We start from the raw sequence: 23,023 nt of genomic DNA, 5'->3' as shown, positions 1-23,023 counted from the left end.
TCAACTAACCAGCCGCAATTAACCATCATTGGCAAAATCTTCCACAGCACGCAACACATCAGCACGTGAAATCATGCCGATCAGTTTACCGGCTTTAACAACCGGCAGACAACGACGTCCTTTATCAATAAAAGTTCTGGAGACAAATATAATATCCGCATCATGCCTGATGGTATCCACATCCCGCGACATGTAGTCTCCCACCTTGCCGCCACTGCCCATTTCTTCTTCATGATAGGTTTGGCTGAGAATGGCACGCAAGCCATCCACTTCTGAGAGTAGTCCTACAAGATCCCCGTCAGCATTGACTACCGGAGCGGCTGACAGTTTGTATTCACGCAGAACCATCAAGGCACGAAAAAGATCCATTTCCGGAAAAAAAGAGACCAATTTACCCGCCATATAATCCTGAGCTTTAACAGATCTATGCATTGTCGTTATCCTCTGTTGGCCGACTCTTCAAGACAACTTTGTATTTGTCCCGTCTAATTGTAAGTGTAGCGTATTTTTTAAAGAGCCCGACGTAATGTCGGACGGATCAGGCAAACACAATGGTTTTATTGCCGTGCACCAGCACCCGATCTTCGAGATGCCAGCGTAACCCCCGCGCTAACACCGCTTTTTCTACATCACGTCCGAGCCTGACCATTTCTTCAGGGTGATCACGGTGACTGATCCGAGTGACATCCTGATCAATGATCGGTCCGGCATCCAGATCCTCAGTCACATAATGACAGGTGGCCCCGATTAACTTAACCCCACGTTCATGGGCCTGATGGTAAGGGCGCGCCCCGGCGAAAGACGGCAGAAAGCTGTGGTGGATATTGATAATACGGTGCGGAAAATGGGCACACATACCCGCTGGCAATATCTGCATATAGCGTGCAAGAACCACCGCATCGGCATCATGCTCCAGAATCAGTTTTTCCACCTGATTAAAGTGTGCCTGTTTATTATCAGGATCGACCGGCACATGATGGTAAGGAATGCCATGCCATTCCACCATGCTGCGCAGCTTGTCATGATTAGAAATCACACAGGGTATTTCACAGAAAAGTTCATCACTATGGTAACGATACAGCAAGTCAGCAAGGCAGTGTGACTCGCGACTGGCCATCAATACTATCCGTTTGGGTCGATTGGAATCCTGTATTTCCCAATCCATACTAAAAGAATTGGCGATGGGTGTAAAAGCTTCTTTCAGCGCGTCCAGGCTAAAGGGTAAAGTCGCTGCACTGATTTCCACACGCATAAAAAAGCAGCCTGAGACTGGGTCAGAGTGCTGGTTAGCATCCGCAATGGAGCCACCGTGACTGGAGATGAAGTTACTGACCATTGAGACAATGCCCACCCGATCCGGACAGGAGAGTACCAATCGAAAACGGCGTTCCATGATTTAAAATTCCCGCAAATTAAACACGCGCATATCTTAGCAGGAACAACCGCAACAGCGAACCTTCCGTTATGGCCTGGATCAGTTTTCACGCTGATAAAGTAATTCCGTTTCAATAGCACTCAGAAAATCGCCCTGCTGCACCCCCCCGATTTTGTGAGTGTACCAGACCACCTCCACCAGCCCCCAACGGGTGAGTATATCCGGGTGGTGACCGATCGACTCAGCAAAGGCGCCAACACGATTAGTAAAAGCCAGCGCGCTGGCAAAGTCGGGAAAACTGAATTCACGCTTCAGCTTAAGCTCATCCGTGTCATTCATCAGGCTCCAGTCCGGAATAACGCGCATCTCAGATTGAGCTTGTTCGGCGCTAAGCTTTGGCGCATCGCTTCTACAGAAGTTACACTGTTGATCTTTCATTAGACTCTCCTCATTGTATTGATTGCCCTGGTTGCGTTGCTAACCTCTGTGAGGTCGTCTTTACTAAAGGATAAATTCGGTATCTACTTTCATTTAACCGGCATTGTTTTCTATATTGGTGCCATTTGAATAAAGGATAGTTCCTCAATATGAATTTTGTACCTGAACGCATGGCACCCTTGCGAGCCCGTCGCATGGGCATTGATACACACCATGAGCCGACACTTTACTTGCGTGCTGAAAGCCCGGTATGCCGGTCCGAAGGCTTCGAAAGCCTATCGCGCATTCTAGCAAGCAGTCATGCCGATAAATGCATCATTGCTTCTTTGAACATCATCACCAGCGATCTGATCAGTGATGATGAGGTGGGCTTCTCAGAGGTCGCATGGCGCCGTTTCAAAGTCGAGCCTGGGGCACCGGTGTGGTTATCCCACCCTCGCCCGATAAACTCTCTGTCGCACGTGCGTGCCAAGGTTTATGGGCACCGCCTGAGTGATGCGCAATTCAGTGACATTATCACCGATATTGTTGACGGTCAGTACGCTGAAGTACATTTGGCAGCATTTATCACCGCTTGCGGTGATGACAAGCTCGATGATGAGGAAATCACCTCGCTCACGCGTGCCATGGTTGACTCTGGTAGCCGAATTGACTGGAAATTGCCGGTGGTACTGGACAAGCACTGCGTCGGTGGGTTGCCAGGTAATCGCACCACACCCATTGTGATTTCCATATTGACAGCCTGCGGCATCACCATACCAAAAACCTCATCCCGCGCTATCACCTCCCCTGCAGGGACTGCAGATACCATGGAAACCCTCACCAATGTCAGCCTGTCACTGGATCAAATGCGTGATGTTGTCAGGCGTGTCGGTGGATGCCTGGCCTGGGGTGGTTCAGTACGTCTTAGTCCGGCTGATGACCTATTGATACAAGTGGAACGTGCTCTGGATATCGACAGTGAGGGGCAGTTAATTGCGTCCGTACTGTCGAAAAAAATTGCGGCGGGTGCTACGCATGTGCTGATCGACATTCCGGTCGGACCGACGGCCAAAGTGCGCAGCCAGGAAGCTGCCGACAAGCTTGCCGCCAGTTTTGAAGCCGTGGCCGCCAATCTTGACCTGAAAATCCGGGTACTATTCACCGATGGCTCACAACCTGTTGGTCATGGTATTGGGCCAGCCCTGGAAGCCAGGGATATCCTGGCGGTGCTTCAAAACCTGGCTGATTCTCCCAGCGACCTTCGTGACAGAGCCGTGCTGATTGCTGGCGCCATGCTGGAAATGGTCAAAGACCTGGCACCAGATGAAGGAATTGATCTGGCGATGAAAACATTGATTTCAGGGGCTGCCTGGAACAAATTCATGGCTATCTGTGCTGCACAGGGCGGCATGAAGACCCCACCCCTAGCTCCTTATCGTTATGCCCTGATTGCCAAAGCAAGCGGCATAGTGACTAATATAGATAATCGCCAGCTATCCAAAGTTGCAAAACTTGCCGGAGCACCTGCCGATCCGGCTGCAGGCGTTGATATGCATGTACATCTGGGGCAGCCAGTGACTGCCGGAACCCCCCTGCTGACTATTCATGCAGAGAGCGTTGGAGAACTGAACTACGCGGTGGACTATCTCGGTGAGCATACCGATATTATCTGTTTAGGCGCCGAACGCAGAGACAAGGAAAAACATTGATGACTACACTCTTCTACAACCTCGACTCAGATGCGGCACTGGCTGCACAAATTTGCACAACCTTGTCGGCTGAAGCTGGCACGCTGGAAATGCGCCACTTCCCGGATGGTGAAAGTTATGTGCGTATACATGACTCCTGTCAGAGCCGCCCTTGTGTGGTGTTCTGCAACCTGTTCCATCCTGATAACAAGCTGCTGCGCTTACTGTTTTTGGCGGACACGCTACATGAACTGGGAGCCAGCCAGGTTATACTGGTGACCCCCTATCTGGCGTATATGCGCCAGGATAAACGCTTTCATGAGGGCGAATGCGTCAGCTCAGTGCCGTTTGCACGATTACTGTCACAGGCATTTGACGGATTGATTACTATTGATCCCCATCTGCATCGCTATGCCAGTCTATCAGAGATCTACACAATACCAACCGAGGTGGTGTCAGCGGCCCCCTTGATTGCCACCTGGATCCAGCAGCACATTGCCAATCCTGTGCTGATCGGACCAGACAGTGAAAGTGAACAGTGGGTGTCTCATGTTGCCGAACTGGCCAACGCCCCCTTTCAGATATTAGAGAAAGAGCGCTTTGGTGATTACCAGGTGTCCGTTTCCCTGCCGGAACTGGCCCCCTATCACGACCACCAGCCGGTACTGGTTGATGATATCATTTCCAGTGGCCGCACCATGCTGGAAACCATTGCTCACCTGGATCGAGCAGGACTGCCACGCACCACCGCGATAGGGGTGCATGGTATTTTTGCCGGTAGTGCCTATGCACAATTAAGTGAGAAAGCACAGGTAGTCACCACTGACTGCATTCCACATATCAGCAACCAGATTGAGACCAGTGGTGCGCTGGCAGCCACTATCCGCCAGTTACAGTCAGACCTTTCCAAGTCGTAAACCCATTCAGGATCCACTATGACAAATCCAACCCTTGAGCTACTCAAACAACACCGATCCATTCGCAAATTCACTCAGCAGACAATTTCACCAGACTGGATCAATGCAATTATCGAAGCAGGACAGGCGGCAGCCACCTCCAGCTTCATTCAGGCCTGCACAGTGATTCAGGTCACCGATGAGCACAAGCGCGAACAGCTGGCGGAATGTGCCGGAAATCAGGCTTACGTCGCCACGGCTCCGATATTTCTGGTGTTCTGTGCCGATATGCAACGACACAAACTGGTATGTGACATGCATCAGGCTGATATGTTGAGCGGCTTCACCGAGCAGTTTATTACCGCAACGGTGGACTGCGGGCTGTTTGCCCAAAACTGTGCCATAGCGGCCGAGTCCCTGGGACTCGGCGTAGTCTATATCGGTGGCATTCGTAACCAGATAGCACGGGTTTCCGAGTTGCTGGGGCTGCCTGAACTGGTCTATCCGGTGTTCGGCATGTGTATCGGCTATCCGGACCAGGACCCGGAAACCAAACCACGCTTGCCTCTCTCTGTAGTGTTAAAACAGGATGTCTATGATGACAGCACAGATGCTGACAGTATTCGTGAATATGATCTAAGGGTCAGAGAATACTACCGCAGCCGCACAGGGGGTACCAAGGAGATGAGCTGGAGTGAGCAGATTTCCGGTATGCTGGTAAAAGAGGCGCGTCCACACATGCTCGATTTTCTGCACAGCAAAGGCTTTCTAAAACGCTAAAACCTCTGGGTCACGGCAGCGTCATACTGTCGTGACCTGATCCTATTAAAGCGCCTGCATCCAGGTCTTCATCCATTCTACAGCCACCCCTTCCGGGTCCGCTGTTTCGCAGGCATCGATATATAAAACCTCGCCGATACGCTGTGCCTGCAGCTCTTGCAGCAACTCATCACACTGACGCCCGGCATCGGCAAAAGTATCATAAGAGCTATCGCCCAACGCAATAACACCATAGCGACGCTCAGGCATCAGTGGAAACTGTTCACGCAACTCACTTACCAGCGCATAGATATTATCAGGCAGTTCTCCCTGACCGGTTGTGGAGGTGCAGATAATTAGTACGGCTTGCGGATGAGCCAGCAGATCATCCAGCGTTGCATTGGAATATATCTCGGCTTCATGGTCAGCACTGCGCAGTACCTCGGCACACTCTTCGGCAACTGACGTACTGTTGCCGTAGACAGAACCTACTGCGAAGATCACACTCGCCATATCACTCCCCTTTATTAAAATTTACTGATTTACAGGCATGATAATCGATAGTATCGCCACTTAACACGGTGAAGATTCAGGGTTTTTACACAGGGAACTGAATTTACGCTATCCTGTTAGTCAGGTTACCTGCTTGCCGGAGATAGAGACCATGCTAGAAACCATGCCAGACGATTATTTCAGTGCCCTGCTACTAAAGCTGGAACGCCACGCGACTGAGCGCAAGGGACAGCAATCTGTCACCCTGCCAATCCATCAGGAAGACCTTTTCAGGCTACAGGCACTTTGTGAGGTGTATGCTGTGTCACTGGATGAACTTGGGCCCGCCCTGTTTCAAACTCTGCTGCAGGAGATTGAAGCACGCATGCCCTACCGACCGGGGGCACGGGTTATCCGTGAAGAAGATGGCGACCCTGTGTATGAAGATATCGGTCCGACACCGCGTTACCTTGAAATCATCAGGCGACTGGAAAAAGCCTCGGAAAAATCGCAATAAAGCCTGGTTTGTAACGCTAGAAAACAAGACGGCGGACCCGTGGGTCCGCCGTCAGAAGGTACTATCTTAGTCTGAAATCAGACGATAGATACGTTCTCAGCCTGAGGACCTTTCTGGCCCTGGGTAACTTCAAAAGTTACCTGCTGGTTTTCATGCAGTGTACGACGACCATTGCCGTTGATTGCACGGAAGTGTACGAATACATCCGGACCGTTCTCCTGCTGGATAAAACCGAATCCTTTCTCATCGTTGAACCATTTTACGGTACCGGTAACTAGCTGTGACATGTCTTGCCTCTTTCTTTTACGTATTTGCCATCAATTGGCATTCTTTCAAAAGACCGGATTATCCGGTCTCGTTTCTGTTCCTGTACCCGGACATTTCCGAATACACTGAACACTGGTTAGAGACGCTGACTTAAAGAGCCAGCATCTCAGAATCTGTTTCCGATTGAACGGATAAAGGCTGCAAGGTTACACACAAAGATTTCCCGAGGATGATGCCATCCTGACGAGGAAAAAACTGAGTAATCGATTGAGTAGTGTTCAAACGAGGAAGTGAGCGAATCAGCCTAAGCTGCTTGCTGCTTTGTGAGTATATGGATCGGAGTGGTGTGTTCCGATCAGTGGCGAACCGCAGTCCGCATGTTATAACTTGCATCAAATTTTCTATAACTCTAATCCAGCATCAAGGCTGGTAACCCGGTCAAAACATTTACAGACAGGCTGCAATTCGAAGCACAACGACTTACCGGGAAGCTGTTGATAAAAATAACTATACACCTGTTCCAACGAATTACAACGTTGAAAAGGTTAATAATTGCGGATTTTTGTAAAAATTTTATCCCTTCCGGCGCCCCGCTATCGCTGGCTTGTGGTTTTTTGTCACCTTATGAGAACGCGGTGGCAACCCGGTATGCTGGGTCAAGAGTTTACCTTTAACAGCGCGCGCCATGCGCGGCGCATTGTTGCGGCGCGAGCCTGGATAAGCTTCGGCAACCTCCTCATCAGGTATTAATTGCTGCTCACCCGGACCGATCAAATCGGCACGCCCCATCGAATTAAGTGCTTCACGCAGCAGCGGCCAGTTTTCTGGATCATGCCAGCGTAAAAACGCTTTATGCAGACGACGTTGTCTTTCACCTTTAACGCTGTCCACCTTCTCAGCACTTTTCTTATAGGAAAGGCGCCGCAAGGGATTGCGCCCGGTATGGTACATCGCTGTCGCGGTAGCCATAGGTGAGGGATAAAAAGCCTGCACCTGGTCGGCTTTAAAACCGTTGGTTTTCAGCCAGAGCGCCAGATTAAGCATATCCGTATCGGTGGTACCGGGATGTGCAGCAATAAAATAGGGAATCAGATACTGATCTTTACCCGCTTCTTTGGAAAAACGCTCAAACATCTTCTTGAAGGTATCGTAACTGCCGATACCCGGCTTCATCATTTTATCCAGCGGACCCTGTTCTGTGTGCTCCGGTGCGATTTTCAAATAGCCGCCAACATGATGAGTCACCAGTTCACGTACGTACTCCGGATCTTCAATCGCCAGGTCATAACGCAACCCTGAGGCTATGAGGATTTTTTTCACCCCTTTGAGCTTACGTGCATCCCGGTATAACTGCGTCAGCGCTGAATGGTCGGTATTCAGATTGTTACAAATACCCGGATAAACACAGGAGGGTTTGCGACAAGCCGCTTCTATTTCGGTAGTTTTACAGGCGATGCGATACATATTGGCCGTTGGACCACCCAGATCTGAAATCACCCCGGTAAAACCCGGTACCTTGTCACGAATCTGTTCAATCTCTTTAATGATCGAGGTTTGCGAACGATTCTGAATAATCCGCCCTTCATGTTCCGTAATAGAGCAGAAGGTACAGCCACCAAAGCAGCCACGCATGATATTGACTGAGAAACGAATCATCTTGTAAGCCGGAATCTCGGCCTTGCCATACAGCGGATGCGGCACACGGGCATAGGGCAGATCAAAAACATAATCCATTTCATCTGTGGTCAAGGGAATTGGCGGTGGATTCAGCCAGACTTCCTGATCACCATGCAGTTGCACCAACGCACGTGCATTACCTGGATTGGTTTCCAGATGCAGTACCCGGCTGGCGTGAGCATAGAGCACCGGGTCCTTGCTGACTTTCTCAAATGACGGAATACGTATAACAGTTTTGCTACGATCCAGACGCACGCGGGGTTCAATATGCAAAACCTGCACATCATCTTCCGCATCCATTTCGGCGCTTTCACCGCCACCGCGCTGCTCGATTTCACACTGCGGCAGATCACGGGTATTGACGTAAGGATTGATTATTTTGTCGATTTTTCCTGGACGGTCAATACGGGTTGAATCGATTTCCATCCAGTTTTCCGGAGTATCCTTGCGCACAAAGGCGGTACCACGAATATCACGCAGGCTATCGATAGCCTCACCGGCTGCCAGGCGATGTGCCACCTCAACTATGGCGCGTTCCGCATTACCGTAAAGCAGCAGATCTGCACGTGAATCCAGTAAAATAGAGCGGCGGACTTTATCCTGCCAGTAATCATAATGGGCGATACGACGCAGTGATGCTTCGATGCCGCCAAGCACCAGCGGCACATCTTTATAGGCTTCACGACAGCGCTGGCTGTAGACAATACTGGCACGATCCGGTCGCTTGCCAGCGACATTGCCCGGTGTATAGGCATCATCAGAACGGATTTTGCGATCAGCAGTATAGCGATTGATCATCGAATCCATATTGCCCGCGGCGATGCCAAAAAACAGTGCAGGCTTGCCCAGTGTTTTGAAGGCCTCAGACGAGTGCCAATCAGGCTGAGCGATAATACCGACACGAAACCCCTGCGCTTCCAACAGGCGCCCAATAATGGCCATACCGAATGACGGATGATCCACATAAGCATCACCCGTGACCAGAATAATGTCACAACACTCCCAGCCCAACTGCTGCATTTCCTGGCGGCTCATGGGTAAAAAAGGTGCCGCTTTGGTTTTATTTTGCCGGAATGCAGGGCGTGTGTGGATCGGAGTGAATACCTGGTTCATGTAAAGCTCATTGCGTGAAATTCGACCAAAAATAGTAACAGAAAATGGCGCAGAACACCCACTATTGTCGAATAGGCGGCGGAGGGATTGCTTTGGGATGACGCACTAAGCAGGTGCCAGGTTGGGGTGTGCGGGTATGTGCCTTGCTGGGGTAGTGGTATCTCTTTGGTGTAACACGCTTTTCGCCGTCCATGGCCGCTCGACTGCCGCCGTCCTGGCGGCAGACGGTCACAACAAAGTGATACCACCACCCCGCTGAAACCCCGTGCCAGTCCACATAGCAGACAAATATGGATTTGGCAGCTGACTGTGGGGTTCTATAACTCAAGTTTCGTGTTTCAATAACAGCAAAATATCATTTACGTTACAATGTCTTTTTATAGCAGGGGCTTTTCTCGACATGGCAGTATCAACGCAGGATATCCCGCAGGCAACCGAGCTGGTGCAACAATGGCTGGAGCAGGTGGTGATAGGGCTTAATCTATGTCCATTTGCACACAAGCCTTATCGAGAAGGGCTGATACGCATACGGGTCAGCACGGTTGCAACCGAGGAGGCGGCGCTGGCGCTAATGGTTGAAGAGTTGGAAGGTCTTGATGCAAGCCAGCCTGAAACGCTGGAAACGACGATTCTGGCATTTCCGAACCTCTGGCCAGATTTTCTTGATTACAATGATTTTCTGGATCTGGCGGATGCGTGCCTTGTCTCAGTTGATCGTGTAGATCAGTATCAGGTTGCCAGTTTTCATCCGCACTATCAGTTTGGCGGCACCCAGTCTGACGATGCCGAAAATCTGACCAACAGAGCGCCTTTCCCACTACTACATCTGCTCAGAGAGGCGAGTGTCGCTGATGCGATTGAGCGCCATCCTGATGCTGAAGGCATACCTGAACGCAATATCCGACGTGTGGGTGAATTGAATGAAGAAGAACGACGAGCACTCTTCCCATGGCTTTAGCCTCTAGTCTCAGACATTACTGAGCGCTTGCACGTCACAGTAACGTCTGCACACGAAGCACTGATGCCAAACCAACTTTACTCTGGCACCCAAGTTGGTGAGGGCTGAGGGGATCGGATCTGTCTGACCCGGCCCATTAGCCCAATAGCTGGATAACCAGGTAGCCGAAACCTCAACCGTCCTGATTAATCTGCGCAATCAGCTCGTTAAGAACCGTTTCAGCCTGATCGTTGGCAACCTGACAGGTACCTGCCGCCTGATGCCCACCGCCACCGTATTTCAGCATCAGTTCGCCAACATTGGTTTTTGAACTGCGATCAAAAATGGATTTACCCGTAGCAAACACGGTGTTCTGCTGCTTCAAACCCCAAAGGACATGGATAGAAATATTGCACTGCGGGAAGAGCGCATAAATCATGAAGCGGTTACCAGCATATATTGTCTCTTCATTGCGCAGATCCAATACCACCAAATTGCCGTGAACCGTTGCACAACGCTTAATCTGCTCTTTGAACTTGGTTTCCTGCTCAAAATACAGATCTACACGCTCTTTGACATCCGGCAAAGCAATGATTTCATCGATATTGTGATTTTTACAGTAATCAATCAAATCCATCATCAGGTTGTAATTGGAAATACGGAACTCACGAAAACGCCCTAGCCCGGTTCGTGCATCCATCAAAAAGTTCAATAAGGGCCAGCCCTGAGGATTCAGCACTTCTTCTGGTTCAAACTGCGCCGAATCACCTTTATCTACGGCATCCATCATTTCATCCCACTCAGGCGGGAAGGCTTCGTGGGCACCGTAGTATTTCCACACCACACGTGCGGCTGAAGGCGCATCTGGGTCAATAATATGATTGTCGCGTTTCTCATTACGCAGGGTTTCAGACAGATGGTGATCAAATGCCAGATACACCCCGTCAACATAGGGCAGGTTAGTTGAGATATCGGTGGTGGAAATAGCGATACTGCCGTCCTGCATATCTTTGGGATGTACAAATTTGATATCGTCAATCAGGTCCAGATGCTTCAGTAATACGGCGCAAACCAAGCCATCAAAATCACTACGCGTGACCAGGCGAAACTTTTGAGCTGTCATGAGAATTTGACCTCCAACCAATTAATCTTCAAGTTTGCACAAAACATACCCGCAAACCTGTGAAATAGGAACCGTTATGCCTAATAAACTCTCTTTTCAAGCGTTTCGTACCTTGCAGCAACTTGCTATGCTGTAGGCTGCTGCCTGACCGGATATAGGGACACCTTTCCATGGCTTTTTCATCATCTTTGATCAAACTACGTTCATCACATTTTTCGCTTGCATTAGCCCTGTTGCTAGCCGCCTTACTGGCGATTTGGTTATTAAGTGGTTCAGTGTATTCACTCGCCACGGATGAACCTGAATTCATACCCAGCCCCCAGGAAACTGAACGTCCGGTTGTAGAAGTACAGCAACTGCAAGCCAGCACTTACCACCCTAGTTTCCAAGTGCAAGGTCAGTTGGAACCTTACCGGCAGAGCACCCTGACAAGTCGCATCAATAGCCAAGTCGAGGCCTGGCATGTGCGTCAGGGTCAGGCCGTCAACGCTGGTGATCTGATTATTTCATTGGATCAGGAAGATCGTCAGGCCCAGCTACAGCGAGCCGAAGCAGACTTGCGGGTTGCTGAAGCCAATCTGCGAGCAACCGAACGCCTGACAAACCAGAATCTGTCCTCTGAAACCGCACTGTTAAACCAGCAGGCCATAGTTGCCAGCGCCCGTGCTGAACGTGACCGGGTGAGCATGGAACTGCAACATACAAAAATCAGAGCACCTTTTGATGGTTTTATTGAATCCCTGCCAATTGAGGTAGGTAATAGCGTCCAGCCAGGTGATGCCCTGGCAAGCCTGGCCGATACCCGCACCCTGAAGCTGACTGCACATATTCCGCAACAGAAGGTCAGCGAATTGTCCGAAGGCCTGGTCACTGAAGCCCGGCTTCTGGATGGTGACCAACTGACGGGAGAAATCAGCTTTGTCGCCCATGTAGCCGACAGCGCCACGCGCAGTTATCGCATTGAAGCGCAAATTGATAATCCGCAATTACACCGCGTAGCTGGCGCCAGTGCCACCATTAGCATTTTGCTGCCCAGTCAGACAGCTCACAGATTCTCACCCGCGCTGCTGGCACTGGACAACAAGGGTCAGACCGGTGTCTACCTCATCAACAATGAGGAGATTATGGTGTTTATGCCTGTGCAGATTCTCAGTTTGGATACCAGTGGCGTCTGGGTCAGTGGCTTGCCCCCCCAGATTGATCTGATCACCCAGGGCGCAGGCTTTGTCAGTGAAGGGGAGCAGGTTAAAGCTGTTCCAGTGGAGTCAGACTGATATGGAGGCAATAATCCGTGCTGCGCTGCTTCGTAGCCGCGCCACCCTGACCCTGTTTGTTTTTTTGATGCTTGGCGGACTGGCGGCATATCAGGCTATTCCTAAAGAAGCCAACCCGGATGTCGTCATTCCGATGATGTATGTCTCGATGAGTCTTGAAGGCATCAGTCCAGAAGATGGCGAGCGACTACTTATCCGTCCGATGGAACAGGAACTGCGCTCACTGGAAGGGGTCAAGAAAATGACCTCAACCAGCAGCGAAGGCCATGCATCGGTGATGCTCGAGTTTGATGCTGGTTTCGATCCTCAGAGCGCGCTGCAAAACGTCCGCGAAAAAGTGGATACCGCCCGGTCAAACCTACCCTCAGAGGCCGATGAACCCAGTGTTCATGAAATTAATGTCGCCCTATTCCCGGTACTGTCCGTTGCTCTGTCTGGCCCGGTATCTGAAACTGAACTGGTGTACATGGCGCGACGTCTGAAACAGGTAATTGAAGGCATTCCCGAAGTGCTTGAAGTGGATATTGGCGGTGACCGCGAAGATCTGCTGGAAATCATTGTTGATCCCCAGGTACTAGACAGCTACCAGATAGATTACACCCAGTTATTTAACCTGGTCTCTCGCAACAACCGTCTGGTAGCTGCAGGTAGCCTGGACACAGGGGCCGGGCGCATGTCGATGAAAGTACCCGGTATCATCGAAAATCTGGATGATGTACTCAATATGCCGGTAAAAGTTGACGGTAATACAGTCATCACCTTTGCCGACATTGCCCTGCTGCAACGCACCTTCAAAGATCCTTCCGGTTTTGCCCGCATCAACGGCCAGCCAGGTATTGTGCTGGAAATCAGCAAGCGTGCCGGTGCCAATATCATCGATACCAATACCCAGGTTCGCGAATTGGTTGAGCAGGCCCGTGCACAGATGCCGGACGACATCAGCGTCGATTACATCATGGACCAGTCCGATGAGGTCCGGATAATGCTGGATGAGTTGCTCAACAACGTGTTGACCGCCGTGGTGCTGGTGTTGATGCTGATCATTGCCACCATGGGCCTGAAATCAGCGATTATGGTGGGACTAACCATTCCTGGAGCATTTTTAACCGGTATTCTGATGGTCTGGGCCGTCGGCTACACGCTGAATATTATTGTGCTCTTCTCACTGATTCTGGTGGCAGGCATGCTGGTTGACGGGGCCATAGTGGTCAGCGAACTGGCCGATCGTAATCTACGTGAAGGTCAAGCACCTAAAGAAGCCTGGATAGGCGCCGCCACGCGAATGAGCTGGCCGATTATTGCCTCCACCGCCACCACCCTATCAGTATTTTTCCCACTACTGTTCTGGCCCGGCGTGGTCGGTGAGTTTATGAAGTACCTGCCTGCCACAGTGATTCTTTGCCTGCTAGCCTCTCTGGCCATGGCGCTGATCTTTCTGCCGACCATGGGTGGCGTACTCTCAGGTCACGTACCCAAGGAAGAAACTCAAGCAGGCTTTTTTACTCATGCCTACCGGAGTCTGTTAGCAACCTTGCTCAAGGCCCCCTGGCTGACCCTGCTGGGCATGCTGCTACTCATCGCACTGATTTATACAGCCTATGGTCGTTTCAATCACGGAGTTGAGTTCTTTCCGGATATCGAACCAGAAACCTTGCAGCTACAAGTCCGGGCACGAGGCGACCTTTCCGTGTATGAAAAAGACAGCCTGCTGCAACGGATAGAAGCCCGCCTGAATCACTACCCGGAGGTCGAATCAATTTATGCACGCAGTTTTGCTATGCCTTCTATGCAGATGGGCACCGACGTCATAGGTATTTTACAGTTCCGCCTGGTCGGCTGGCACCAACGCCGCCCATCCGAGGCCGTTATTCAATCCCTGCGTGAACTGACCCAGGATATTCACGGTATCGAACTGGAATTTCGCAAGCAGGATATGGGACCAGGAGAAGGCAAGCCAGTTGAGCTGATGATCAGCGCCAATGATCCGCAACTGACAGAGCAGGCAGTAATCCAGATCAGAACTCTGATGCAAGAACTGGGTGGCTTCGTAGATATAGAAGATGACCGTACACTACCCGGTATTGAGTGGCGACTGCAAGTAGACCGCGAAGCCGCCGCCCGTATGGGGGCGGATGTAATGAGTGTAGGTAATGCGGTACAACTGGTTACAAATGGCCTGATGCTGGCCACCTACCGTCCGGAAGATGCTACCGATGAGGTTGATATCCGCGTAAGACTACCCGAAGACTGGCGCTCTGTGGACCAGCTCTCACGTCTGACCATCAACACCAGCCGCGGTCAGGTGCCATTGATCCATTTTGTCAATCTGGAACCGGCTCCGCGTATAGGCAACCTACACCGTGTGGATGGTGTGCGGACTCTGACACTCCAGGCTGACTTGGCCGAAGGCTTCCAACTGGATGAACGACTCACTGCCCTCAACAGCCACTTTGACCAGCTACCCGAAGGCGTTCAGATACGCACTGGTGGCGAAGATGCTGACCAACAAGAAGCCTCACAGTTTCTTATCTCAGCCTTCATTGTGGCCATTTTGCTGATGCTGCTGATTCTACTGGTACAGTTCAACAGTTTTTACCAGACGGCTTTGATTTTGTCTGCCGTGGTATTCTCCACTGCTGGCGTATTGCTGGGATTGCTGATCAACGGCCAATCCTTTGGCGTTGTGATGGTAGGCATGGGCATCATTGCGCTGGCTGGTATCGTGGTCAACAATAATATTATTTTGATAGATACCTACAATACACTGCGGCAGGAAGGCATGAGCGCTTACACCGCTGCACTGGAAACGGGTGTGCTACGTCTACGCCCGGTCCTGCTGACCGCCATCACCACTATTCTGGGGCTAATGCCGATGGTACTGGGTGTAAATGTTAATCTGCTAGAGCCAAGCCTGGGCTTCGGTGCCCCCTCCACGCAATGGTGGACACAACTCTCCAGTGCTATCGCCGGAGGTCTGGCGTTCGCCACACTACTGACGCTACTGCTGACGCCCTGCATGCTATTGCTGGGCACCAAAGTACTAAAGCGCTGATTTAGCTCTCGGCTGATGGTTGATGAATACGGAAAAACAGGCTGTACAAGGCCGGCACCGCCAGTAACGTCAACAGCGTCGCGAAGGCTAGTCCGCTCATGATGGTCACGGCCATATCGGCAAAAAACACATCAAATGCCAGTGGCAGCATGCCCAGAATAGTGGTAATTGCCGCCAGAACGACCGGTCGGAGACGTGAAACACTGCCGTCGACCAGCGCCTTGGCAGGTGGCTCGCCCTGAGCAATACGCTGATCAATTTCATCAACCAGCACAATGGCATTTTTAATCAACATGCCTGACAAACTGAGCATTCCCAACAGCGCCATAAAACCAAATGACATACCGGTTATTAGCAAGCCCCAAGACACGCCACAAATAGCCATGGGCACACAAAGCCAGATAATCAAGGGTTGTTTTATTCGTGCAAACAGCAGTATTGAGATCAGCATCATCACCAGAAGGCTCAAGGGCAGTTGGCTTGCCAAAGCCCGCTGGGCATCACCGGAGCTTTCATACTCACCACCCCATTCCAGTTGATAACCCGGTGGCAGAGCCAGGGATTCAATATCTCCTCGAAGCTCAGCAAATGCCGCAGCCACATTCACCCCTGGCAAAGGGTCAGCACTGACCGTGAGCGTGCGTTGCATATCACGTCGCAATATTAGCGCCTCTTCCTGTCGGGTTTCAAAACGGTCGACTACTTCGCTGGCGGGCACGAAGTGATCTGCTGCCCGACTCCAGATCATACGATCCTGCAGCTGTGTTGCCCGGCCTCGCTCATTGTCCGGTGCGCGCAACAACAGCGGAATCAGACGATCCCCCTCACGGTACAATCCAAGTGTTTGCCCGGTAGTAATCATTGACAGTGATTGAGCCAGATCCTGACGACTTACACCCAGTACACTGGCGCGATCATCGGCCAAATGCGGCACGATCACGCGCTCAGGCTGACGCCAGTCGGTACGTAGATGCGTTAAACGCTGACTGTCACGAAATACCTGCTTGGCTGCTTCCGCCAGTTGTCGCAACACCTGCGGATCCTCACCTTTAAAACGTGCCTGAACAGGTGCACCCTTGCCAGGCCCCAAACGAACCCGCTCTACCCAAGCCTGAGCCTGTGGGTATTGCTGCAACTCTGTCTCTATCTGCAGGGACAATTGCTCAATCTGTTGTGTTGAACTGGCGGTGATAATCAACTGGCCATAGGCTGGATTGGTGCGTTCCGGTTGATACACCAGCATCATCCGTGCAGCGCCCATCCCGACCACGCTGGTCACCTGTTCTACACCTTCCAACTTACTGACAAAGTTACTCAATGCTGCCAAATCACGGTCAGTCGCGCGGATATCTGTACCCTGCTCACGCCAGTAATTGACATAGAACACCTCTGTCTGTGCATTGGGAAAGAACATCTGCGGCACCTGAGTAAAGGCAATAAAACTGATACCGGTGAATCCCAGCAATCCCAGCAAAGTTACACGACGATGACGCAGTACCCGTAATAACAGACCACGGTATCCTGACGAACCTACAGCCGGAGCAGGTGTTGCGGTGCCTTCGGTTTGGCTGACAAACAACAGGCTGGCCAGCAAAGGGACAACGGTAATCGCCAAAATCCAACTCAGCAGCAATGACAATCCAATCACCACAAACAGGGACAGGGTATATTCACCAGTGACATCCTGTGACAGGCCTATTCCGGAAAATGCCAGAATGCCAATAATAGTAGCGGCTAATAAAGGCATCTGCGTCTGTCCAGCAATACCGCTAGCTGCATCTCGTGCACTGCGCCCCTGCTGCATCCTCACCAACATGCCTTCGGCAATAACAATGGCATTATCTACCAACATGCCCATAGCTATAATTAACGCACCCAGTGAAACACGCTGCATCTGTAAACCGGTTATTTTCATCAGAAGAAGTGTTCCGGTGACCGTTAGCAACAATGCGCTGCCCACCACGACCCCGGCACGCCAGCCTAGAAACAGACAAAGCACCAGAATCACAATCGACACAGACATGAGCAAATTGAGCATAAACGCATTCAGTGAGCGTTCTACGATATGATGCTGTTGGTAGATGGGTTGCAGAGACACACCCAGCGGCAGCTCTGCCATATGCCCAGTGAGCGCGGCCTCCACTGCATGACCCACTTCAACAATATTGCTATCACCTGTCGCGGCGATCCCAATGGTGACGGCATCTTCACCGGCAAAGCGGATTAACTGCCGGGGTTGTTCATGATAATCACGCGAGATGACAGCCACATCGCCCAAGCGCAAGGTATCGCCAGATGGTGTGGTAATAAATAAGTTACGTATCTGCTCCAGACTGTCAAGTTCACCCGTAGGAACAACTCGTACCGCCAAGTCATCGAGGGTCTGGCGCCCGGCATCAATGACCGCATTCTGTAGCTGCAGGCGTCCGGCCAGCTGTTCCGGACTCAACCCCAACTGAATCAAAACCGTCTGGGGAATTTCAACAAGAATACGCTCATCACGCTCACCGTTGATCACCACCTTGGCAACCCCCGGAACGCGTAGTGCAACCCGGCGTAATTCACGGGCAAAATCACGCAGTTCAGCCACTTCGAATCCAGGTGCCGTCACTGCATAATACAGGCCGAAAACGTCGCCAAAACTATCATTCACACGCGAAGGCCCTGCGCCAGGCGGCAAATTAGGCTGGGTATCTTGTACTTTGCGGCGCAACTCATCCCAGACCTGAGGCAGATCATCCGAGCGAAAGGCATCTTTGATTTCAACCGTTATTTCGGACAGCCCCGGCATTGAGCGGGATGTAAGGCGCTTCAGTTGTGGCATCTCTTGCAGAGCAATTTCTAATTGATCCGTAACTTCCTGCTCTACCTCCCTGGCCGATGCACCTGGATAAGGAGTCAAAATAATCGCTTCCTTGATGGTAAACTCGGGATCTTCCAGTTGCGGCAACGTCAACACGGCCCAAATCCCCCCTATTAGACAGATCAAAACCAACAACCAGGTATTGACCGACTTATCAATCGACGCACGTGCAATATCCATCAGCGCGACTCCTGTGGGCCCATATCCACTCGGACCTGCATACCGTCACTCAGAAAACCGGCGCCAGTTGCAACCACCCATTCTCCCCGCTGGATTCCCTGCAGAATTTCTATACCTTCGGCCATTAACCGTCCCGTTTCTACAGCGCGCTGTTCTACCTGCTTAGTGTCTGGATCATACACAAACACTCGGGTTTGATCGCCTTCACCCACCAGTGTCTGCAAGGGCAGCACAGGTAATGGGTCTTTATCTTGCATGAGGGCCACCCGAACTGTTGCACTCATGCCAGGTAACAAGCGCAAATCGGCTGGATTTTCCATATCGAAGGTGACTCGATAGGTACGTGATCGGGGGTCTGGCTCAGTGGCATATTCTTTAAAGCTCAGCTCAAACTGCCGATCCGGCACTGATGGTAATGTAGCTGTGACATAGTAACCGGCAGGATCCTGTACCTGCGGCAATAACATTTCAGGTACCGCTATTTCTACCTTAATGCGGCTTAGATCCTGAATACGCACTAGCGGTGTACCTGCGGCTAACTGAGTAAATTTATCCGCCATGCGATCGGCAATCAGTGCATCATAGGGGGCAAATATTTCGGTATAAATTAGATTTTGTTTGGCACGATCCAGTTCAACAGTCGCGCGATCATAAACTGTGCGAGCTTCATCCAGTTGCGCTTGTGAAACATGGTTCTGACTGCGTAATTGTTCTAACCTGTTCAGATCACGTTCGGCTTGTGCATAGGCTACACGGGTTGATTCCAACAGCAATTGATAGTCAGTCTGATCCAGTCCAGCGATCAATTCTCCCTCACGAACCTGATCACCCTTGATAACAGGAAAATACACTAGTTTTCCCGACACCTGAAATGACAAATCAGCCGCCTGAGCAGCCTCCAGGCGCGCCGGAAAATAACGCTCAGCTATAGTAGAGTCAGGACTTATCTGCAATAACCTCACCAGCGGGACCGTCAGTGTCTGTTGCTCGGTATGTGAATCATTGCAGCCAAACAGAATAAAAAGGGCTGATGCAAGTATCAGTAATCTGAACATTTATCTTTCCTCTTGAACACTACCCCTAAAAAAACCTGATTGAAGGCGCTATACTATGACAGCATAAGGATATTCCCTTAAGTATGACGCCTTTTACCTAGGCTTCAATAACATTTGAAATCATTTTGACAGTTAACAGATTTTTAGACTGACTGCCCAAAGCGGCAAGAATTAGCGGAGAGTGTATGAGCCAAACCAAATGTATCAGTGTCAATGCAGAGATGGGTGAAGGCTTTGCTGTAGAAGCCCTGCTCGGAGAGCACAGAGTGGTAATAGACCAACCTGTGGCTGCCAGAGGTACAGGTCAGGGACCCACACCCCTGGAATATTTTCTGTTTGCCATTGCCGGTTGTATCGGCACCATTGGTCGCATCGCCGCCATGCAGCAGAAAATTGAACTACGGGGCATGAAAATCGCTGTTACAGGTGATTACAACCCTGCCGGACTACTGGGTAAACCCTCTGATGACCGTACTGGCTTTCAACAGATCCGTATTGAAGCTGAGATCGATGCCGACCTGAGTGAGGCAGAAAAGAAGGTTTTCCTAGATCAAATCTGTGAGCGCTGCCCTCTGCACGATAACACCCGCTTGGAAACCAGTATCGTTCACAGCCTGAAAGGCTAAGTTTTACAGCTTTCTTTTACACGCTGCTTTTGTGTATCCGCCGTATCAGCGATAATGGCTTGCCTGATACGGCTGATGTTTATCTGCGGAGTGTGTACACCTTATGAAACTTTATTGGACTCGCGTTCAGGATAAACTGGAACGACTGCGCGCTAACAAGCTTTTTGAAACCTTTGTGATCTTCGTGATCATTGCGTCAGCGCTGCTGATCGGTGCCAAAACCTACGAAGAAACCTCGCGCTTTGATATTATCATGCGTTGGCTGGATCTCGGCATTACCCTGTTTTTCCTGTTCGAGATCTTTATCCGTCTGGCGGCTGAAAAACGAACCCTCGATTTTTTCAAGAAAGGCTGGAACATTTTCGATTTTGTTATCGTTACAGCCAGCCTGATTCCAATCAATGACTCAGAAATGGTGTTGATTGCGCGCTTGTTGAGAATATTCCGGGTATTGCGTCTGGTCTCAATGATCCCGGAGTTACGCATGTTGCTCGGCGCACTGCTGAAATCTATCCCGCGGATGGGCTATGTAGCCCTACTGATGTTCATCATTTTTTACATCTACGCCGCCATCGGCAGTTTCCTGTTTGAAAGTGTAGACGAGAAGCTTTGGGGGAATATCTCTGTGGCGATGCTCACGCTGTTTCAAGTAGCGACCTTTGAAAGCTGGGCCACCGCGGTACTTTATCCAACAATGGAGCAATACCCCTATAGCTGGATATTCTTCCTCACCTTTATTTTTCTCAACGCATTTATCTTTTTGAATATGATGATCGGCATAGTGCTGGATGTGATGCAAAAAGAGAACACCGCGGCGCAACTGGAATCCGGTGAAGGTGAAGCTGCTGAAATCCACTGGATGCGCGAACACATAGAGAGTATGGCTGAACAATTGAACCGGATTGAAACGCAGTTAAATACTGCAGAAACCGCATCAAATAAAGGCAAACAACCATGAGATACTAAAAGCACCTCATGGATAGATTTAAATATAGTAGATCAATTCAGTGTAGCCAACTTAGAATTTTAACTGGCTCACAATTTCTTTAAGCTTATCAGCGTGTTCTGCAATCCGGCGACTGGATTCAGCCGTCAGCTCAGATGCCTGTGATGTTTCATCAGCCGCCAGATTGATACGATTAAGATTTTCATTCATCTCATCAGCCACAGAGCTCTGCTCTTCGGCTGCACTGGCAATCTGTGTATTCATATCATTGATGGCCATAATAGCTTCCATAATCTCCTCCAGCGCCTGACTTGCCTTATTGGCATTGCCAACCCCTTCACTAGCGCGCTTCTGGCCTTTATTCATGACTTCTGTAGCATTAACCGCCGAGGTCTGCAGGTGTGAAACCATTGATTGTATTTCACTAGTGGATGCTTGCGTGCGGCTAGCGAGTGAACGTACTTCATCGGCAACTACAGCAAAACCTCTACCTTGCTCACCTGCTCTCGCAGCTTCAATTGCAGCATTGAGTGCCAATAGATTAGTTTGCTCAGCGATATCACGAATAACATCCACGACAGAACCTATTTTACGTGCATCCTCTGCTAATTCATTGATAACCCGAGCGGCAGATTCAACTTCAACAGCCAGTTGTTTCATACCCTCTGCACTACTACCTACAACATTTTGGCCTTCGCGTGCACGCTGATCAGCTTCATTGGCACTAGACGCAGCGCTGGCTGTGTTTTTTGCAACATCATGTACTGTGGCATTCATTTCATACATAGCCGTCGCCACCATATCTGTTTCAGAACGTTGTTTCTGAATACCACGACTGGCCTGTTCGGCTACCACCGATCCTTGTTCAGCTAACTCTGACAAAGATTGACCCGCCTCTCCTATTTGACGACTCATTATATTCAGATGATCTCTAGTGCTTATAAATTGCCGAATAATGTCACCAAACTCATCGGTTGCAGCATGATGAGAGACAGTGTGATTTCTGAAATCCCCATTTGCCAAGTAGGTAGCCATACTCGACAAGCCAACCATTCCATTATTTAAACGACTAATTACACGCCAAGCAAAAAATAATGCCAATATCACACCAACAAGACCCACACCAATCAATTGATAGGTCAATCTGGCCGATGTGTGATCCATTTTGGATTTAGCTTCTTGCGCTCCGCGTAGCTTGCGATCACTAAGTGCGTGTCTTGCGCTATCAACCTGGGTATAAAGTGAATTTACCGAACGTAAAATATGCAAATTTGCCTGGGCATATTGGTTATTTTCCAAATAAGTCATTGTTGGACGAACACCATCAGATAAATAACGTTGATAAGCGACCTCAAATTCACCGCTTATCTTCATAGCTTCTTCGCCATGATAGACCGACATGAAATGTGTCCATAATCGATCAATTTCATCTGCATTGACTTGGATAGCGTCAAGATGCAACCGGGTAGGATGATCATGCATATCAACAAATTGGCCAACGGGGTTATGCTGTATTGACAACAATAACTGTGTACGGATTTGCTCGATTAAGCCACCGATTCGTTCAACTTCATAGAGTGGTACCATACGGCGATTGTAGTTATCGTCAAATTCAAATGCTTCGTATTTAAGACCGTATAACGCAAAAGACAATATACTGGCAACAGCCACTAGAAAAACAAAAACCAGAAAACGCATCTGGTTTTTGACCGAGCTTAAATTCAATAGCATTGAGTGCCCCGACGGCTGATTAAAAAGAGACT

At 50.1% G+C, this 23,023-nt stretch carries 19 protein-coding genes; 9 read left to right on the top strand and 10 right to left on the bottom strand.

The features are described from left to right. Positions 1-18: 18 nt before the first annotated feature. From F5I99_RS04585 to F5I99_RS04575, 3 genes are all read right to left on the bottom strand, one after another. Positions 19-432, bottom strand: coding sequence for a CBS domain-containing protein (locus F5I99_RS04585; protein ID WP_151053862.1), 414 nt, complete (start codon positions 430-432; stop codon positions 19-21). Positions 433-538: 106 nt separating this feature from the next. Continuing rightward, the gene (gene purU / locus F5I99_RS04580) at positions 539-1,393 is read right to left on the bottom strand and encodes a formyltetrahydrofolate deformylase (RefSeq protein WP_151053861.1); all 855 of its coding nucleotides are present in this window, start codon (positions 1,391-1,393) and stop codon (positions 539-541) included. Positions 1,394-1,474: 81 nt separating this feature from the next. Continuing rightward, positions 1,475-1,813: a 4a-hydroxytetrahydrobiopterin dehydratase gene (locus tag F5I99_RS04575; protein WP_151053860.1), complete on the bottom strand. Its 339-nt coding sequence runs from the start codon at positions 1,811-1,813 to the stop codon at positions 1,475-1,477. Between the two features lie 149 nt (positions 1,814-1,962). Here F5I99_RS04575 and F5I99_RS04570 point away from each other — a divergent pair, with 149 nt between their 5' ends. From F5I99_RS04570 to nfsA, 3 genes are read left to right on the top strand one after another with little or no spacing between them, the layout of a single operon-like run. After that, positions 1,963-3,504, top strand: a complete 1,542-nt coding sequence (locus F5I99_RS04570; protein WP_151053859.1) for a thymidine phosphorylase family protein — start codon at positions 1,963-1,965, stop codon at positions 3,502-3,504. Further along, positions 3,504-4,400, top strand: coding sequence for a ribose-phosphate pyrophosphokinase (locus F5I99_RS04565; protein WP_151053858.1), 897 nt, complete (start codon positions 3,504-3,506; stop codon positions 4,398-4,400). Before F5I99_RS04570 ends, F5I99_RS04565 begins: the two co-directional genes overlap by 1 nt. Before the next feature lie 18 nt (positions 4,401-4,418). Continuing rightward, positions 4,419-5,159, top strand: a complete 741-nt coding sequence (nfsA, locus tag F5I99_RS04560) for an oxygen-insensitive NADPH nitroreductase (protein WP_151053857.1) — start codon at positions 4,419-4,421, stop codon at positions 5,157-5,159. 45 nt (positions 5,160-5,204) lie between these two features. Here nfsA and F5I99_RS04555 read toward each other — a convergent pair whose 3' ends face one another. Further along, positions 5,205-5,651, bottom strand: coding sequence for a flavodoxin (locus F5I99_RS04555; protein ID WP_151053856.1), 447 nt, complete (start codon positions 5,649-5,651; stop codon positions 5,205-5,207). Between the two features lie 151 nt (positions 5,652-5,802). Here F5I99_RS04555 and F5I99_RS04550 point away from each other — a divergent pair, with 151 nt between their 5' ends. Continuing rightward, positions 5,803-6,147, top strand: coding sequence for a hypothetical protein (locus F5I99_RS04550; RefSeq protein ID WP_225307553.1), 345 nt, complete (start codon positions 5,803-5,805; stop codon positions 6,145-6,147). Positions 6,148-6,224: 77 nt separating this feature from the next. Here F5I99_RS04550 and F5I99_RS04545 read toward each other — a convergent pair whose 3' ends face one another. Both F5I99_RS04545 and F5I99_RS04540 read right to left on the bottom strand, forming a co-directional pair. Next, positions 6,225-6,434: a cold-shock protein gene (locus F5I99_RS04545; protein WP_036520985.1), complete on the bottom strand. Its 210-nt coding sequence runs from the start codon at positions 6,432-6,434 to the stop codon at positions 6,225-6,227. A gap of 553 nt (positions 6,435-6,987) precedes the next feature. After that, positions 6,988-9,204: a YgiQ family radical SAM protein gene (locus F5I99_RS04540; protein WP_151053855.1), complete on the bottom strand. Its 2,217-nt coding sequence runs from the start codon at positions 9,202-9,204 to the stop codon at positions 6,988-6,990. A 400-nt stretch (positions 9,205-9,604) separates the two neighbouring features. On the opposite strand from F5I99_RS04540, the gene F5I99_RS04535 reads away from it, so the two are divergent. Then, entirely contained in the window at positions 9,605-10,162 is a 558-nt protein-coding gene (locus F5I99_RS04535) for a DUF1415 domain-containing protein (RefSeq protein ID WP_151053854.1), read from the top strand. A gap of 172 nt (positions 10,163-10,334) precedes the next feature. Here F5I99_RS04535 and F5I99_RS04530 read toward each other — a convergent pair whose 3' ends face one another. Further along, on the bottom strand, positions 10,335-11,264 hold the full coding sequence (locus tag F5I99_RS04530; protein ID WP_151053853.1) for an exopolyphosphatase: 930 nt from the start codon (positions 11,262-11,264) through the stop codon (positions 10,335-10,337). 170 nt (positions 11,265-11,434) lie between these two features. On the opposite strand from F5I99_RS04530, the gene F5I99_RS04525 reads away from it, so the two are divergent. Beyond that, a complete protein-coding gene (locus F5I99_RS04525; RefSeq protein ID WP_151053852.1) occupies positions 11,435-12,538 on the top strand; it encodes an efflux RND transporter periplasmic adaptor subunit in 1,104 nt (367 codons plus the stop codon). A 1-nt stretch (position 12,539) separates the two neighbouring features. Next, positions 12,540-15,590: an efflux RND transporter permease subunit gene (locus F5I99_RS04520; RefSeq protein ID WP_151053851.1), complete on the top strand. Its 3,051-nt coding sequence runs from the start codon at positions 12,540-12,542 to the stop codon at positions 15,588-15,590. A 1-nt stretch (position 15,591) separates the two neighbouring features. On the opposite strand, the gene F5I99_RS04515 is transcribed toward F5I99_RS04520, so the two are convergent. Both F5I99_RS04515 and F5I99_RS04510 read right to left on the bottom strand, forming a co-directional pair. Then, complete coding sequence (locus F5I99_RS04515; RefSeq protein ID WP_151053850.1) at positions 15,592-18,633, bottom strand: efflux RND transporter permease subunit; 3,042 nt, start codon at positions 18,631-18,633, stop codon at positions 15,592-15,594. After that, positions 18,633-19,688, bottom strand: a complete 1,056-nt coding sequence (locus tag F5I99_RS04510) for an efflux RND transporter periplasmic adaptor subunit (protein WP_151053849.1) — start codon at positions 19,686-19,688, stop codon at positions 18,633-18,635. The genes F5I99_RS04515 and F5I99_RS04510 overlap by 1 nt, the downstream gene beginning before the upstream one ends. Before the next feature lie 185 nt (positions 19,689-19,873). Here F5I99_RS04510 and F5I99_RS04505 point away from each other — a divergent pair, with 185 nt between their 5' ends. Beyond that, the gene (locus F5I99_RS04505; protein WP_151053848.1) at positions 19,874-20,314 is read left to right on the top strand and encodes an OsmC family protein; all 441 of its coding nucleotides are present in this window, start codon (positions 19,874-19,876) and stop codon (positions 20,312-20,314) included. 103 nt (positions 20,315-20,417) lie between these two features. Then, positions 20,418-21,272 carry an ion transporter gene (locus F5I99_RS04500; RefSeq protein WP_151053847.1) on the top strand — a complete coding sequence of 285 codons (855 nt, stop codon included), beginning with the start codon at positions 20,418-20,420 and terminating at the stop codon, positions 21,270-21,272. 60 nt (positions 21,273-21,332) lie between these two features. Here the strand turns inward: F5I99_RS04500 and F5I99_RS04495 are convergent, their stop codons facing one another. Then, positions 21,333-22,991 (bottom strand): HAMP domain-containing methyl-accepting chemotaxis protein, encoded by a 1,659-nt coding sequence (locus F5I99_RS04495; protein ID WP_151053846.1) that lies wholly within the window; start codon positions 22,989-22,991, stop codon positions 21,333-21,335. Positions 22,992-23,023: the final 32 nt, after the last annotated feature.

This window comes from Nitrincola iocasae (assembly GCF_008727795.1).
GTDB lineage: Bacteria > Pseudomonadota > Gammaproteobacteria > Pseudomonadales > Balneatricaceae > Nitrincola > Nitrincola iocasae.
This window is presented reverse-complemented; position numbering and strand designations above follow the sequence as displayed.